The 15,261-nt window shown below is 66.3% G+C and carries 13 protein-coding genes; 4 read left to right on the top strand and 9 right to left on the bottom strand.

All coding sequences use genetic code 11. From position 1 onward, the window contains the following. Nucleotides 1-43 precede the first annotated feature (43 nt). From pstA to phoB, 6 genes are all read right to left on the bottom strand, one after another. The gene (gene pstA, locus GBG68_RS10300; protein ID WP_152146979.1) at nt 44-883 is read right to left on the bottom strand and encodes a phosphate ABC transporter permease PstA; all 840 of its coding nucleotides are present in this window, start codon (nt 881-883) and stop codon (nt 44-46) included. A gap of 7 nt (nt 884-890) precedes the next feature. Continuing rightward, complete coding sequence (pstC, locus tag GBG68_RS10295) at nt 891-1,886, bottom strand: phosphate ABC transporter permease subunit PstC (RefSeq protein ID WP_226801765.1); 996 nt, start codon at nt 1,884-1,886, stop codon at nt 891-893. A gap of 67 nt (nt 1,887-1,953) precedes the next feature. Further along, nucleotides 1,954-2,994, bottom strand: a complete 1,041-nt coding sequence (pstS, locus tag GBG68_RS10290; protein ID WP_152146977.1) for a phosphate ABC transporter substrate-binding protein PstS — start codon at nt 2,992-2,994, stop codon at nt 1,954-1,956. Between the two features lie 125 nt (nt 2,995-3,119). Further along, nucleotides 3,120-4,175, bottom strand: coding sequence for a porin (locus GBG68_RS10285; RefSeq protein ID WP_152146975.1), 1,056 nt, complete (start codon nt 4,173-4,175; stop codon nt 3,120-3,122). A 242-nt stretch (nt 4,176-4,417) separates the two neighbouring features. Further along, entirely contained in the window at nt 4,418-5,725 is a 1,308-nt protein-coding gene (gene phoR, locus GBG68_RS10280) for a phosphate regulon sensor histidine kinase PhoR (protein WP_152146973.1), read from the bottom strand. Next, the gene (phoB, locus tag GBG68_RS10275) at nt 5,722-6,402 is read right to left on the bottom strand and encodes a phosphate regulon transcriptional regulator PhoB (protein ID WP_152146971.1); all 681 of its coding nucleotides are present in this window, start codon (nt 6,400-6,402) and stop codon (nt 5,722-5,724) included. Before phoB ends, phoR begins: the two co-directional genes overlap by 4 nt. A gap of 124 nt (nt 6,403-6,526) precedes the next feature. Here phoB and GBG68_RS10270 point away from each other — a divergent pair, with 124 nt between their 5' ends. Further along, entirely contained in the window at nt 6,527-7,615 is a 1,089-nt protein-coding gene (locus tag GBG68_RS10270) for a porin (RefSeq protein ID WP_152146969.1), read from the top strand. Between the two features lie 11 nt (nt 7,616-7,626). Here the strand turns inward: GBG68_RS10270 and GBG68_RS10265 are convergent, their stop codons facing one another. Together GBG68_RS10265 and egtD are read right to left on the bottom strand one after the other, a co-directional pair. Then, nucleotides 7,627-9,732 carry a methyl-accepting chemotaxis protein gene (locus GBG68_RS10265; RefSeq protein ID WP_193222300.1) on the bottom strand — a complete coding sequence of 702 codons (2,106 nt, stop codon included), beginning with the start codon at nt 9,730-9,732 and terminating at the stop codon, nt 7,627-7,629. 118 nt (nt 9,733-9,850) lie between these two features. Then, nucleotides 9,851-10,855, bottom strand: a complete 1,005-nt coding sequence (gene egtD, locus GBG68_RS10260) for an L-histidine N(alpha)-methyltransferase (RefSeq protein ID WP_152146965.1) — start codon at nt 10,853-10,855, stop codon at nt 9,851-9,853. A gap of 67 nt (nt 10,856-10,922) precedes the next feature. Between egtD and egtC the strand changes: the two genes are divergently transcribed. Both egtC and GBG68_RS10250 read left to right on the top strand, forming a co-directional pair. Next, nucleotides 10,923-11,702, top strand: a complete 780-nt coding sequence (gene egtC / locus GBG68_RS10255) for an ergothioneine biosynthesis protein EgtC (RefSeq protein ID WP_152146964.1) — start codon at nt 10,923-10,925, stop codon at nt 11,700-11,702. Next, nucleotides 11,699-12,874, top strand: coding sequence for an SUMF1/EgtB/PvdO family nonheme iron enzyme (locus GBG68_RS10250; protein WP_152146961.1), 1,176 nt, complete (start codon nt 11,699-11,701; stop codon nt 12,872-12,874). Before egtC ends, GBG68_RS10250 begins: the two co-directional genes overlap by 4 nt. A gap of 113 nt (nt 12,875-12,987) precedes the next feature. Here the strand turns inward: GBG68_RS10250 and GBG68_RS10245 are convergent, their stop codons facing one another. Next, the gene (locus GBG68_RS10245) at nt 12,988-13,764 is read right to left on the bottom strand and encodes a lysophospholipid acyltransferase family protein (RefSeq protein ID WP_152146959.1); all 777 of its coding nucleotides are present in this window, start codon (nt 13,762-13,764) and stop codon (nt 12,988-12,990) included. A 246-nt stretch (nt 13,765-14,010) separates the two neighbouring features. On the opposite strand from GBG68_RS10245, the gene GBG68_RS10240 reads away from it, so the two are divergent. Continuing rightward, a complete protein-coding gene (locus GBG68_RS10240; protein ID WP_152146957.1) occupies nt 14,011-15,063 on the top strand; it encodes a class I fructose-bisphosphate aldolase in 1,053 nt (350 codons plus the stop codon). Nucleotides 15,064-15,261 lie beyond the last annotated feature (198 nt).

Below are 15,261 nucleotides of genomic sequence, written 5' to 3'. Positions count from 1 at the left end.
GCCGGCCCCCGCTTGATGTTCACATCGTTCATCGTGGTCTCCATTAGCGGCCACCCCTCTGTCGCAGGAAGACGCGGGCGATGATGCTGATCAGCAGCACCGTCATGGTAATCAGCAGCGCGCCGGCCCAGGCCAGCTCCCGCCAATCGTCATAAGGGCTCATGGCGAATTGGTAGATGGTCACCGGCAGGTTCGCCATGGCCGTGTTCAGATCCGTGCTCCAGAACTGGTTGTTCAGGGCCGTGAACAACAGCGGCGCCGTCTCGCCGGAGATGCGGGCGATGGCCAGCAGCACCCCCGTGACCAGCCCCGGCAGCGCGGCGCGGTAACAGATGCACACGATCACCATCCAGGCGGGCGCGCCCAGGGCGGCGGCGGCCTCGCGCAGTCGCACCGGCACCAGGCCGAGCATGTTCTCGGTGGTGCGCACCACCACCGGCAACGCGATGATCCCCAGCGCCAGCCCGCCGGACAGCCCCGAGAAGCTGCCCATCATCAGCACCACCGTGCCGAACACGAACAGACCGACGATGATCGAGGGCGCGCTGAGCAGGATATCGTTGATGAAACGAATGAACTGGGCGAGCTTGCTGCCCCGGCCGTACTCGGCCAGGTACGTGCCGGCGAGGATGCCGATGGGCCCGCCGACGGCAATGCCCAGCGCCGTCATGATGGCGCTGCCGACGATGGCGTTGGCGAGCCCCCCGCTGCCGCCGGGCGGCGGCGTGCTTTCGGTGAGCACCTGCCAGTCCAGGGCCGCGAAGCCCTGCTGGAACAGGGTAATGAGTATCCAGGCCAGCCAGAACAGGCCGAACAGCATGGTCAACAGGGACATGCCCAGATTGAACCCGTTGATCAGGCGACGTCGCGTATAGAGCTTCATGAGCACCTCAGACCTTCCTGCCTTCGCCGGCCTGCAGCTTGAGCAGCAACAAGCGCGCCGCCACCAGCACCAGGAAGGTGAGTACGAACAGGATCAACCCCAGGGCCATCAGCGAGGAGGTGTGCAGCACCCCGTCGGCTTCGGCGAATTCATTGGCCAGGGTGGCCGAGATCGTGGTGCCGGGCATGAACAGCGAGGGGTCGATGCGGTGTGCATTGCCGATGACGAAGGTCACTGCCATGGTCTCGCCCAAGGCGCGCCCCAGGCCCAGCATGATACCGCCGACCACGCCGACCTTGGTGTAGGGCAGCACCACCTGACGCACCACTTCCCAGGTGGTCGCCCCCAGGGCGTAGGAGGATTCCTTCAGCACCTGGGGCACCACTTCGAAGACATCGCGCATCACGGCGGAGATGAAGGGGATGACCATGATCGCGAGGATCAGCCCGGCGGTGAACATGCCGATACCCAGCGGCGCGCCGTCGAACAGGAACCCCACACCGGGCAGGCCGGCCAGGTTGTCGATCAGCCAGGGCTGCACGTGGTCACCGAACCAGGGGGCGAAGATGAACAGGCCCCACATGCCGTAGATGATGCTGGGAATGCCGGCCAGCAGCTCGATGGCGATCCCGAGCGGGCGGCGCAGGAACAGCGGGCACAGCTCGGTGATGAACAGCGCAATGCCGAAGCTCACCGGCACGGCGATGAGCATGGCGATCAGCGAGGTCACCAGGGTGCCGTAGATCGGCCCCAGCGCGCCGAACTCCTCGGTGACCGGGTTCCAGACTTCGGTGAACACGAAGCCCAGGCCGAACTCCCGCAGCGCCGGCAGCGCGCCGGCGATCAGCGAGATCATCACACCCAGCAGCAACACCAGCACACCAGCGGCGGCGAGGCGCGTGGACCAGGCGAAGATCCGTTCGATGAGGTCGCTGCGCGCCTTGCCGTCGGGCATTCCGTCCGCTGCCCGGCCCGGTTGCGCATTCTCGACTGCCTGGGTCATCCCGATCTCCCGAAAGTGAGAAACGCCCGGAGCCTCAGTGGCCCCGGGCGTCTACCGTTTGCGCGTGTCAGCGCAGTACCGGCTGACCGCTGGTGTCGGTCAGCTCATTCTTCCAACGCTGCTCGATGAACTTCACCACCGAGTCCGGCATGGCCACGTAGTGCAGCTCATCGGCCATCTCGTCGCCGTTCTCGAAAGCCCAGCTGAAGAAATCCAGGGCGTTGCGAGCGGCCTCCGGCTTGTCCTGCTGCTTGTGCATCAGGATGTAGGTGGCGGCGGTGATGGGCCAGCTCTTGGCGCCCGGCTGGTTGGTCAGCACCAGGTACATGCCCTCGGCCTGCTCCCAGTCGGCGCCGGCGGCGGCGGCCTGGAAGCTCTCGCTGCCCGGGTTGACCCACTGGCCGGCCTGATTGCGTAGCTGCACGTGGGGCAGCTCGTTCTGCAGGGCGTAGGCGTACTCCACGTAGCCAATGCCGCCTTTGATGCGACCCACGTAGGAGGCTACACCCTCGTTACCCTTACCGCTGACACCGGTGGGCCAGGCCACGGCCTTGCCGACTCCCACTTCGCGCTTCCATTCCTCGCTGACCTTGCCCAGGTAGTCGGTGAACACGAAGGTGGTGCCGGAACCGTCGGAGCGATACACGGCGGTCACGCGACGGGACGGCAGGTCCACGCCCGGGTTCAGCGCGGCGATGGCCTCGTCGTCCCAGCTGGTGATCTTGCCCAGGAACAGATCGGCGAGCACGTCGTTGGAGAGCTTGAGCTCACCGGCCCCGATGCCGTCCAGGTTCACCACCGGCACCACGCCGCCCATCACCATGGGCCACTGCATCAGACCGGCCTCGGCGAGCTCGTCCGGCGTCAGCGGGGCGTCGGAGGCGCCGAAGTCTACGGTCTTGGCCTTGATCTGGCGAATGCCGCCGCCGGAACCGATGGACTGGTAGTTCATACGGTTGCCGGTGGCCTTGTGGTAGGCGTCCGCCCACTTGGCGTAGACGGGATACGGAAAGCTGGCGCCGGCGCCGGCGATATCGGCGGCGAAGGCGCTGCCCACGCTCATGCCCAGAACCAGACCCAGGCCTACGGATTTGAAGCTTTTCAACATGCTGGCGACTCCTGCTGTTGAAGGCGCAGTGCCCGCTGGGGGCGATGGCTGCGCATTCTATGTAAGAAATGTGACAGTCAAGTTACAGAGAGGGCGCCCGCTGCCAAGCGGGCGCCGGGGCGGTCTTAGAAGCTGTGAACCAGACCGATGGAGAAGGCGCTGACGTCATCGCCCACGGCATTGACTTCGTACACATCCGTGTCGTGGCCGCCCTTGATGCGGTAGCCCGCGGCATCGTTGTTGTCGAGCAGGTTGTAGGCGGCGTAGAGGGTGGTCTTCTTGCCCAGCTTGTGGTCGAAGCCCAGGGTCAGCTGACTGGCATCGCTGTCGTCGATGCCGTCGATTTCATCGGCGTAGACGTACTGCAGCTTGAGCTTGTTGGGGCCAAAGCTGAACGCGCCATTGATGCCGTATGCGTCGCGTTCGATATTGCCACGCTCGATACGCTCGGCGATGGCACCGAGGGTGAAGGCGTTGAACTTGTAGTTGGCGGCAAGGCGGTAGCCGTCGGACTCGTCGTTGTTCAGCGCCGAGTTGGCACGCTCGTAACCGGCCGCCAGGGTCAGGCCACCCAGCTTGTAGCTGCCGCTGACGCTGTACAGATCGAAGTCGTTGTCCTCGATGCCGCCCGGCAGCTCCGTGTCGTTATACGAGCTGGAGTACATGGCCTTCGCGGCGAAGCCACCGATGCTCGGCGAAAGGTACTGAATGCTGTTCTTGGCGCGGCGGTTGCCGATATCCGAAACGGCCGTGCCCACGGCGTAGACGCCCAGCAGGTTGCGGGCATCACCCACGGTGTCGCCGAACAGGTCGAAGGTGCCGCGCACACCCTTGAAGGGCGTGTCCTGGTTGCCGATGAGCACCTTGCCGAAATCGCCACCCAGGCCGACGTAGGTGTTGCGACCGGCGAAGTTGGCGCCGCCTTCATCGAACACGATCTTGGATTCGATCTGGTAGAGCACGTCCAGCTGATCGCTGACGGCGGTAACGCCCTTGAAACCCAGGCGGCTCGAGTTGCTGGCGATGGCCACGGCGCTGTCGCGGTCGTTGTCAGCGAAGTCCACGGACACGTGGGCCTTGCCATACACCTCCAGGTGCTTGCCGATGATTTCATAGGCACCAGCGGTGCTCGGCAGGGCGACGACGGCGGCGATGGCCGCGGCGATTGCAGTTTTCTTCATGATGTCCTCTTCAGGCTCGTTAGGGTTCGTGTCGGTAAGAACACGGGGCTGCCCCCGCAACCGCAGCCGATGATGAGCCTGGGCTGTTACGCTTCCGTTACAGCTTCGAGACAGTTTGATGATGCCTGTTGTAAAAGCACGTCACCGTTGCGTGCGCGCAACAGACCGTGAGGCATGGCCGCTGGCCAACGCGGCTTTCCCGCGCAGGAGCGGCTCATGCAAGAAGGGGGGATCGGATTCGATCAGGACTCAGGGGTGACGGCTTCGGGCGGGAAGTGGCAGCAGAAGCGGCTGCCCTCGCCCAGGGTGCTGCGTATCTCCAGATGCGCGTCATAGCGCCCCAGGATGTGCTTGACGATGGCAAGCCCCAGGCCGGTGCCGCCGGTGGCGGTGCTGCGGCCGCGATCCACCCGGTAGAAACGCTCGGTAAGGCGGGGAATGTGCTGCGGCGCGATACCGATGCCGGTATCGATCACGCTGAACCGTGCGCCCTGGGCGTCGCACTGCCATTGCAGGGTCACTCGGCCACCGGCCGGGGTGTAATGCACGGCGTTGTGCACCAGGTTGGAAAACGCGCTGCGCAGCTCGTTGGCATCGGCGCGCAGGCCACGCTCACTGTCGATCTGCAGTTCGATCTGGTGAGCGCGCGCACCACTCAGCGCCTGGGCCTCCTCGGCCAGGGCGCGCAACATGTCCGCTACATCCACCACCTCCCCGGCCGCGGGCCGGGGGCCGGTTTCCAACCGCGAGAGCATCAGCAGGTCGTCCACCAGACGATTCATGCGTCGGGTCTGTTGCAGGACCAGGCCGAGCATGTCCCGATCCGGCTCGCTCAGCCCGTTCTCGGGCTCGGCCAGGGTTTCCGCCAGCCCATGCACCACGGTGAGGGGCGTGCGCAGTTCATGGGAAACGTTGGCGACGAAGTCCCGGCGCATTTCCTCCAGCTTTCTCAGCCGGGTGATATCCCGGGCAATCAGCAGCCGCTGGCTCTCGCCATAGGGCACCAGGCGGATATCCAGCATCAGCTCCGGGTCCAGCGGCGCGGGCACCGCGAGGTTGCGCGACTCATCCGGCTCCGAGGCCATGAAATTGACCATCTCGGGATGGCGATAGAGGTTATCCAGGCGTCGTCCCCGGTCCTGGGGCCAACGTACGCCGATCAGGCGCTCGGCGGCATCGTTCCACCAGCGCATCTCGCCCCCCTCGTCCAGCACCAGCACCCCGTCGGGCACCGCATCCACGGATTCACGGAAGGCGTGCAGCAGCGCGCCCAGCCGTCGCCGCCGGGTGCGGTGGCGGCGCTGCATGCGGTAGATGCCGTCGAAGATGTCTTCCCACAGACCTCGGCCGTGGGGCGGCTCGAAGCGGGAATCCTTGCGCAGCCAGTACTCCAGCCGGGCGATGTAGCGAAACTGCCAGAGCAGACCCAGCGCCAGCGCCAGCGCCAAAGCCTCGGCGGCAAGCCCCAGCCCCCAGCCGATCAGGCCAGCCAGGGCCAGGCCGTAACACCAGCGCCGCAGGGTGCGCGGCCAGGGGTTATCGTGAATCATGCCCGGGTGGAGAAGCGGTAGCCGGCGCCGCGCACGGTCTGAATCAGCCGATCATGCTCGCCGATGGCCTTGCGCAGGCGGCGGATATGCACGTCCACGGTACGCTCCTCTACATAGACATTGGTCCCCCAGACATTGTCCAGCAGTTGCGCACGGCTGAACACCCGGTCCTGGTGGGTCATGAAGAAGTGCAGCAGGCGGAATTCAGTGGGCCCCATGTCCAGGGTGCGCTCCCCGGTCCAGACCCGGTGCGCCACCGGGTCCAGGGTAAGCCCGGCCACCTCCACCGGCTCATCGGCCGCCGCCGGGGCGGCGCGGCGCAGCACCGCCTTGATGCGGGCCATCAACTCCCGAGGGGAGAAGGGCTTGGTAACGAAATCATCCGCCCCCACGTCCAACCCCCGAACGCGGTCCTCTTCCTCGCCGCGCGCGGTGAGCATGATCAGGGGCACATCCTTGTAGGCCGGGTGGCGTTTCAGGCGCCGTGCGAAGTCCACCCCGCTCATGCCCGGCAGCATCCAATCGAGCAGCACCAGATCCGGCACGCTGTCTTCCAGCATGGCCATACCTGCCTCGGCGGAGGCGGCCTCGCGCCCCTCATGACCGGCCCGCGCCAGCGCCAGGCCTACCATCTGCCGGATGGCCGCCTCGTCTTCGACTATAAGGATTCTTGCCATGCTACTTCTTGCCCATTACCTGCAATGCCCCGCATTACAGCGCAACATCATGACAGATTTGTGACACCATGCGCGCAACGCCCCCGCGGGGCCCCCTGGAAGCCGCCACACGAGGAGCCCGGTCGTGAAGAAGAGGCACCTGATCACCGCCAGCCTGCTGTTGAGCCTGCCCGTCAGCGCCCCTGCCCTGCAGGTCATCGACGAGAAACTGGAGATCTACGGCAAGCTGAACGTGGCCATCGCGGGTTTCGACCCGGACGCCAGTGGCGAGGGCACGGATTTCGTGGTCTCCAGCAACTCCAGCCGCCTGGGCTTCAAGGGCATATACGGCCTGAACGAGCGCTTCAGCGTGCTCTACCAGATCGAGCAGGGCGTGGACCTGACCGATTCCAGCGATGACTTCTGGAGCACCCGCAACAGCTTCGTGGGCCTGCGCGGACCCATGGGGGATGTGCTGGTGGGTTACCACGACACGCCCTTCAAGCAACTGCGCGGTAAATTCCTCACCTTCGGCGACACCGTGGGGGATCATCGCGCACTGATCGGCGCCAGCGCCCAGTTCGGCTCGAAAATGGACACCCGGGGCAAGAACGCCCTGTACTGGCGCAAGAGCTTCTTCGAGCAGCTGCAGCTGGGCGCCATGTATTCGGCGGACCAGCAAAACAACGGCAGCCGCGATGACAATGACCACGACATGTACAGCGTCAGTGCGCTGTGGACACCGGGCAATTTCAGCCTGGGGCTGGCCTACGAGGAATATTCGGCACTGGATATCGACAAGGCCGTGGCCACGGAAGGCGACAAGGTCAGCGGCTATCGGCTCGGCGCCGGCTACGACTTCGGCCGGGTGCGCGTGGGCGCGCTCTACGAGGACTACGACGCGGGGGATGCCGGCGAAAGCACCTATACCCTGAACCGCGCCGCCTACGGTGCCCATGTGGCGCTGAAACTGACCGGCAAGGCCACCCTGAAGGCCCAGTGGCTGCACGCCGAGGACTACGGCAACGTGGATGATTCAAGCGCCGACATGTACGCCGTCGGCGGCGAGTACAAGATCCACCCCAGCACCACCGTGTACGCGGTCTACACCCAGACCCGCAACGGCGAGGCGGCCCGCTACCAGGGCGTGGACGGTGGCCACGGCGATGAACTCAAGACCACCTTGGGTGGGGACCCGCGGGCCATCGCGCTGGGGCTGATTTGGATTTTCTAGGGAAACACCGCTCAGGCCACCTTGCGCTGGATCGGATGGAGAGGGGCCTTTCGCCCCTCGCTCGGCCAAGGGATCAGGTCACGCGCTGAGGCACAAAGGGCTTTCGAATCCGCCTCATCCGCTCCGACACCGCCATTCAGACGGTTCACCAGGCCTTTCAGGCGTGCCCCCAGCGCGGCCAGCGCCTGACTTTCCTCCCGCCCCTTCAGCGCACCCGTTTCGGTGCGCTCGGCAAGAACGCGGATCTGCTCCGTGCGCTCACTCACCCCTGCGCTTACCTGACTTTGCTGCTCAGCGGCACTGGCCAGCTCCGCGCTCATGCCGTCGATACGCCGTACCGCTTCTTGTATGCCGCGCAACGCCCGCGCCGCCTGCTCCGCCTGTTCCCTGGCGCGCTGACCCTGTTCGCCGCTGCCGCGCATGCGTTGCAAGGCCGCCCCCATGGACGCGCGCAGCCCCGCCAGGCGCTGCTCTATGGTCTGGGCGGATTCGCTGCTGCGCCGGGCAAGCTCCCGCACTTCATCGGCCACCACCGCGAACCCCCGCCCACTCTCCCCGGCGCGAGCCGCTTCGATGGCCGCGTTAAGCGCCAGCAGATTGGTCTGTTTGGCGACACTGGCGATGACTTCGGTGATTTCGGTGATGGTCTCGCTGTCACGGCCGAGCTGCTCCATGGCCTGCCCCGCCTCGTTGACCACCCCCAGCAGTTCACCCAGCGCCAGCAGGGAATCTTCCACCACGGCCTCACCCTCGCGGGCCTGACCGTGCGCTTCGGTCGCGGCCTGGGCGGCCTGGGCGGCATGGCGGGCGACCTCCTCGGCCGCGCCGTTCATCTGGATCATGGCGCCCGCCACCTGATCCAGCTCCCCGCGCTGAGCCGCCATGTCCTCGCAGCCGGCGCCAGTGCTGTCCAGCAATTCCCCGGAGGCCCGCGCCAGAGCCGTGCTCTCTCGGCCGAGGGTGATCGCGACCTCTTGCAGAGCGGCAAGAAAGACATTGATGTGGCAGGCCAGCTCCCCCACCTCGTCGCGACTTGGTACTTCCGCCCGCGCAGAGAGTGCCAATCGGCCCGCCGCCAGATTGTCGGCCAGCTCGCTCATGAAGGTCTTCAAGCGAATCAGCGGGCGCAGATAACTGCGGGTCACCAACCAGGACACGCCCAGGCCACCCACCACGGCCAGCCCCAGCAGCAGGGACAGGGTCCAGCGGGTGCCCGCGACCTGTTCGCTGGTCTGAGCGTTCATGGCGGTCATTGCCGCGAAGGATTCGGCCTGCAAGCTGCGGGCCTGATCCGTCATGGCCTCCCCCAGCGTGCTCAGCTCCCCGACGATGAGCGCGCGGCTTTGCGCCCGCAGGGCCAGCATTTCCTCGAATGCCGTGGTCACCGCCGCCCAGTGCGCGAGCACGTCCCGCATTTCCAGCGCCACATAATCGGAGAAAACGAAGGCGTTGACGGTATCCAGCAAGGCGCCCACGTCCGCCACTTGCTCGGCGGCCCCCGCGCCCTGGGCCGCATTGCCTTCAGCGGCGAAACGCTGCAGCGCCACCCGGGCATTGAGCAAGGCACGCAGGGCCTGACCGCCCAGATCGGCGAACAGATCCTCTTCCTGGGCCAACGCCTCCTGCACCATCAGGGCGAGCTGTTCGGCGGCACCGCCGCCGCGCGCCACAACCACCGAACGGTTGAGGTGCAGTAGCCGATGAAGCGCCGGCAGCACCCGATCGGCAAACAGTGTCGAGTAGTCTTGATGGCGCTGTCGGAGCCGTGCGCCCGCCTGCCGCCAGACCGTGCCTTCCAGGGCCACCGACAGCTCCCCCAGCGCGGTGCCCACCTCCGCCTGGCGCGAACGCCATAACTGTTCGCTGTCCTCATCCATGCGCGCCAGCAGGCGCTCCACCGCCAGGCGTTCCAGGTACAAAGCCTCGGTGAGCGAGGTCAGCGCTGCCACCCGCGGGGCGAACCTGGCATCCAGTTCGTCCACCCGCCGATTCAGATCATCCAGAACTCCCAAGGACGTCAATCCCATGGCCAGCATCAGTGACAACAGCAACAGCGGCGGCAGCAGCGCTTTGCGCAGGATGGATCGGGGACGTGGGCTGGCAATGCTGAGGGACATGGCTCGCTCCGGAATCAGGGCAAGCGCATCCTGTCGCATCGGTGTGACGTCTTGATGACAGGGCGGAAAGCCCGGCCCGGCAACGAACCTCCGGCACCCTGCGGCGGCCTCGCGGCAGTCAGGCGGGCCTGGCCAGCAACAGCGAAAAACTTCTCTGCGCGGGTTCAAAGTGGCCCACGGGCGCAAGCCCCGCGCCCTCGAGCTCCTGATGCAGCGCCTCCACGGTGAACTTGCGGCTGATCTCCGTGCGTATGCTCTCGCCGACGGCGAAGGCGTATTGCTCGCCCAGCGCCGTGACACGCACGGTCTGGGCGCTACGGGCGCGCAAATGCATCTCGATGCGGGAATGGCCGGGGTCGAATCGCGCCTGATGCGCCCAGGCCTTGGGCTCGAAATCCGCACCCAGTTCACGGTTCAGCACGCGCAGCACATTGAGGTTGAAGCGGGCCGTCAGTCCCTGGGCGTCATCGTAGGCCGCCTCCAGGGCTTCCACGGCCTTGACCCGATCGGCCCCCAACAGCAGGTGGTCCCCCGGCGCCATGCGCTCGCGTAGCTCGGTGAGGAAATGCCGCGACTGCTCGGGGGTGAAATTGCCGATGGTGCCCCCCAGGAACACGAACAAACGCCGCCCGGGGGGCAGCGGCACGGTCTGCAGGCCCGCGGTGTAATCCCCCTGCAAACCGTTCACTCGCAGCCAGGGGTAGTCGCGCAGCAGGTCCGCGGCCGACTCGCGCAGCATGCTCTCGCAGAATTCGAAGGGCTGAAAAAGAGGGGCGAAACCCTGCTCGGCGCAGGCCTGCAACAGATGGCGGGTCTTTCGACAACTGCCGCTGCCGAACTCGATCAGCTGCTCCGGGGCGGCCTGACGGATGATTTCCCCGGCATGTTCGCGCAGCAGCTCCGCCTCGGTGCGGGTGGGGTAGTACTCGGGGGTGTCGCAGATCCGGTCGAACAGCTGCGAGCCCGCCTCGTCGTAGAAATACTTCGGCGGCAGTTCCCGCTGGGGCCTGGCAAAGCCCCTGCGCACATCCTCCGCCAGGCTGGGCACCGGCCGCGCGGGCGGCACCACCCGGAAGCTGAAGCGATTTTCCTGGCTCACCACATCCGGACGCGCTGCAGTCATTAGCGGTTCTCCCTTGGGCATGGGCTCAGGTTACCATCATGGCAGGAAACGTCTGGGAGCTGCCCGCATGTGTCGTCTCGCCGCTTATCTAGGCCCCGCCGTGGAGCTGCAGCACTTTCTGTTGCAGCCGGAACACAGCCTGCTGAAGCAGTCCTGGGCACCGCGGGAAATGCAGGAAGCGGTGCTGAACGCCGACGGTTTCGGCCTGGGCTGGTATGACCCGGCCGGGCAGCCCGCCATCTATCGCAATGTGCTGCCCATCTGGGCCGATTCAAACCTGCCCTCCCTGGGGCGCAGCTTGCGCGAGCCCTTGTGGCTCGCTGCGGTGCGCAGCGCCACTGAAGGTTTCGCCACAGGCCTGGCTAACACCCAGCCCTTTTACGACAGGGAGCTGCTGTTTCTGCACAACGGTTTTCTGGAGCGCTTCGCCACCGAGGGTCGGGCCCGCATCCGCCGCTGGCTGCAGCCGGACATCGAGGCCGCCATCCACGGCAACACCGATTCAGAATACCTCTTCGCCGTGCTGCGCCAACTGCTGCGCGAAGAACCGGACGCGAGCCTGGAGCAGGTGCTGATGCAGCTGGTGCAGAGGCTTGCCCACTGGTGCGAGGACAGCACCGCCCTGCTCAGCCTGGTGCTGAGCGACGGGCGGCGGATCTACGCCCTGCGCCACGCCATCAATCGTGACTGCGCCAGCCTCTATTACAGCACCGATGAGGAAAGCTTCCCGGGCGGCCAGCTGGTGGCCTCCGAACCGCTCACCGCCCCGGAGTTCTGGCGCAGCGTGCCGCCTCATCATCTGCTGGTGCTGGATCCGGACGAGCCGCCCAGCCTTGCCGCCTTATGAGTCGAGCCGCGCTGAACGCTGAAACAGCGAGCCGCGAGTGCTGGCTCGCGGAACTCGCCCGCTGCCAACAGGCCTTGCGCCAGGCCGTCCAGGACACCGACGAAGACGGCATGCGCGCCCGGGAGCACCCGGATCTAAGCCCCCTGGGCTGGCACCTGGGACATTGCTGCTTCATCGAGCTGTACTGGCTGGAAGAGCGGGTGCTGAAAGATACCCGCCGCAGCCGCCCCCTTTACGGCCTGTATTTCCCGGAACGGGCACCGAAGGCTGAGCGCGCTCCGCAGCTGCCGCCGCGCGAAGAACTGCTCGGCTGGGCGGAGGCGGTGCAAGGAGGCACCCTCGCGCGCTTGCAGGCACAGGCCGGCCGTGGACACCCCTTGATGGCGCGGGACTACCTGCTGCGCTTTCTCGTCCAGCACCACAGCCAGCACCTGGAGACCATCGCCATGATCCGGGCCAGGCGCTGCCCGGCGGCCGAGGGCGACTGGCCGGACTGCGCCGTGCGGGCGCCGTCAGCGGACACGGTCACCCTGGCGGGCCGGGAGTACCTGCTGGGCAGCGACACGCCTTGGCACTATGACAATGAAGGCCCGTCCTGGCGCGTGTCCGTGAATGCCTGCCGCATCGCCCGCCACCCGGTGAGCAATGGCGAGTACCGCGCCTTCATGGCGGCCGGCGGCTACCGGGAGCGTCAATACTGGAGCGCCGACGGCTGGCGTTGGCTGCAAACGAGCGGGGTGGGTTCTCCGGACCTTTGGTGCGAATCCCGCGGCCGCTGGTATCAATTGGGCCCCGACGGCCCCGCGCCCTTGAAGCCCTACGCAGCCGTGCAGGGTTTGAGCCACCACGAAGCCCAGGCCTATGCCCGCTGGGCCGGCGCTCGCCTGGTGGACGAATACGCGTGGGAGGCCGCCCGGCGTGCCGGACTGCTGGAGAGCGTGGGCGGTGCCTGGGAGTGGTGCCAGGGGGCCTTTCATCCCTACCCCGGATTTCAGGCCTACCCTTACCGCGGCTACTCCGAGCCCTGGTTCGACGGCGCGCACTTCGTGCTGCGGGGGCATGGGCCGCATACCTGGCCCGCCGTGCAAAGGCCGAGCTTTCGCAACTTCTACGAGGCGCACAAACGCCACATCTTCGCCGGCCTGCGGCTGGCCTGGCCGGCGAACCGCTGAACGGAATGCCCCCTGTCTCCCGGTAAGAGCGACCCATAGCCGCGGCTGCCCTTCGGTTGCACCCGGGGTCCGGGACAAAGGCAATCACGGCCATGCGCGGCCATGAGTCGCTTCTACAGAGAAGCGCTACCCGATGTGCCGGATGCCAGATACGCCGCCATGTATTCCCGCGCTTCCAGCGCCAGTTCGCTACGGCTGCGGCCGGCGGATTCCAGTGGCGGCCCCAGGTGCAGTCGCACATCCAGTCGCCGCACCCCGAGTACCCGCCAGACATGCGCGGCCAGACTCATGTCGTTGATGAACGGCGCCAGCTCACTGACCCGGCCATCCTCCAGATAGCGGATCACACCCGGCCGAACCGGTGCACCGGCATCCACCGCGGCCTGAAACAGGCGCGGACGCAGCGGCAGCAAACCCCGGCCGTCACTGGTGGTGCCTTCCGGATAGAACAGCACCCGGTGGCCGGCCCGCATACGCTCGGCCATCACCCGAGTGGCATCCGCCGCCGCGCCGCTGCGGCCACGCGCGATGTAGAGGGTGCCCAGCCCAGTGGCCGCGCTACCCACGATGGGCCAGTCGCGCACTTCGGACTTGCTGAGAAAACCCACCGGCCACACCGAGGCCTGCACCGGTATGTCGATCCAGGAAACATGGTTGGTAACGATCAGCGCCGCCCCCTCGCCCAGGGGCTCGCCCTCCAGGGTGACGCGCACGCCCAGCAGCGCGCACATCCAGCGCGACCAGAGCACCTGGGCGCGCCGCCCGGCGCCGCTGTGCAGCGGCCGCCCCCGCCGGCCATCCCAGGCCACCGCCAGGCAGATAATGGGCCCACCGAACAGGACAAGCAGCAAAACCAGCGGAAAGCGCCACAGGCGTCGTATTGTTTTCATGGGCCCGCATCTTAGCGCAGGCCGCCATATTTGCGGCAACACAGTCTTGAAAAGCCTCTTGCCGCCCGCTACTCAGTAGCCTGAGCCACCGGGGCGACGCTCATTCATTCCCCCGGGGCTCCGGCCCACTGGCGGCCAAGGCCGCGAAAGATGCCCCCAGGCAGCAAAGCCTCTATAATTCGCGCGCCACGGATTTTTAGTGCCGTTAAGCAAGAACACGCTCGAACCGGCGAGGGAGATCGACCAATGACCGATATTCAGGCCCTTTTGGGCGACGAGGCGGACAGCCTGCTCAACCACCAGTGCAAGACCATCCCGAGCAGCTCCCTGCACCTGCCGGGCCCGGACTACGTGGACCGGGTGGTGGCCCAGAAGGACCGCAAGGTCGGCGTGCTGCGCAGCCTGCAGCAGATGTACAACACCGGGCGGCTGGCCGGCACCGGTTATCTGTCCATCCTGCCGGTGGACCAGGGCATCGAACACTCCGCCGGCGCCTCCTTCGCACCGAACCCGGCCTTCTTCGACCCGGCCGCGATCTGCGAGCTGGCCGTGGAAGGCGGCTGCAACGCCGTCGCCTCCACCCTGGGCGTGCTGAGCTCGGTGGCCCGGCGCTACGCGCACCGCATCCCCTTCATCGTCAAGATCAACCACAACGAGCTGCTCAGCTACCCGAACATCCATGACCAGACCCTGTTCGCCAGCGTGCAGCAGGCCTTCGACATGGGTGCGGTGGGCATCGGCGCCACCATCTACTTCGGCTCCCATGAATCCCGCCGCCAGATCCAGGAGATCAGCGAGGCCTTCGCCTACGCCCACGAGCTCGGGATGTGCACCATTCTCTGGGCCTACACCCGCAACGAAGCCTTCAAGCAGGACGGCGTGGACTACCACGTCTCGGCGGATCTGACCGGCCAGGCCAATCACCTGGCGGCCACCATCAACGCCGACATCGTCAAGCAGAAGCTGGCCGAGAACAACGGCGGTTACCTGGCGGTGGGCCACGGCAAGACCCACCAGAAGGTCTATGACGAGCTCACCTCCGACCACCCCATCGATCTCAACCGCTACGAGCTGGCCAATTGCTACATGGGCCGCGCGGGGCTGATCAACTCCGGCGGCGGCTCCTCGGGCGAGAGCGACCTGGCCCAGGCCGTGCGCACCGCGGTGATCAACAAGCGCGCCGGCGGCATGGGCCTGATTTCCGGGCGCAAGGCCTTCCAGCGCCCCATGCCCGAAGGCGTCAAGCTGCTCAACGCCATTCAGGACGTGTACCTGAGCCAGGACGTCACCATCGCCTGAAGCCAGGCAAAGACACGCGGAAAAGGCGGCTCCATGAGCCGCCTTTTTTGTTTGGCGGTGCCTTCGGCCTGTAGCAGCGGCTCCTGACCGCTATTGCCTTGGCAAAACCGCCCCACACCCGGGAAGCCGGCGCCAAAACCATCGCGGCCAGGAGCCGCGCCTACATTTTCTTCGCCCTTTCACACCTATTTATCGGAC

Origin of the sequence: Alkalilimnicola sp. S0819, from assembly GCF_009295635.1 — a bacterium.
Lineage (GTDB): Bacteria > Pseudomonadota > Gammaproteobacteria > Nitrococcales > WHIW01 > S0819.
This window is presented reverse-complemented; position numbering and strand designations above follow the sequence as displayed.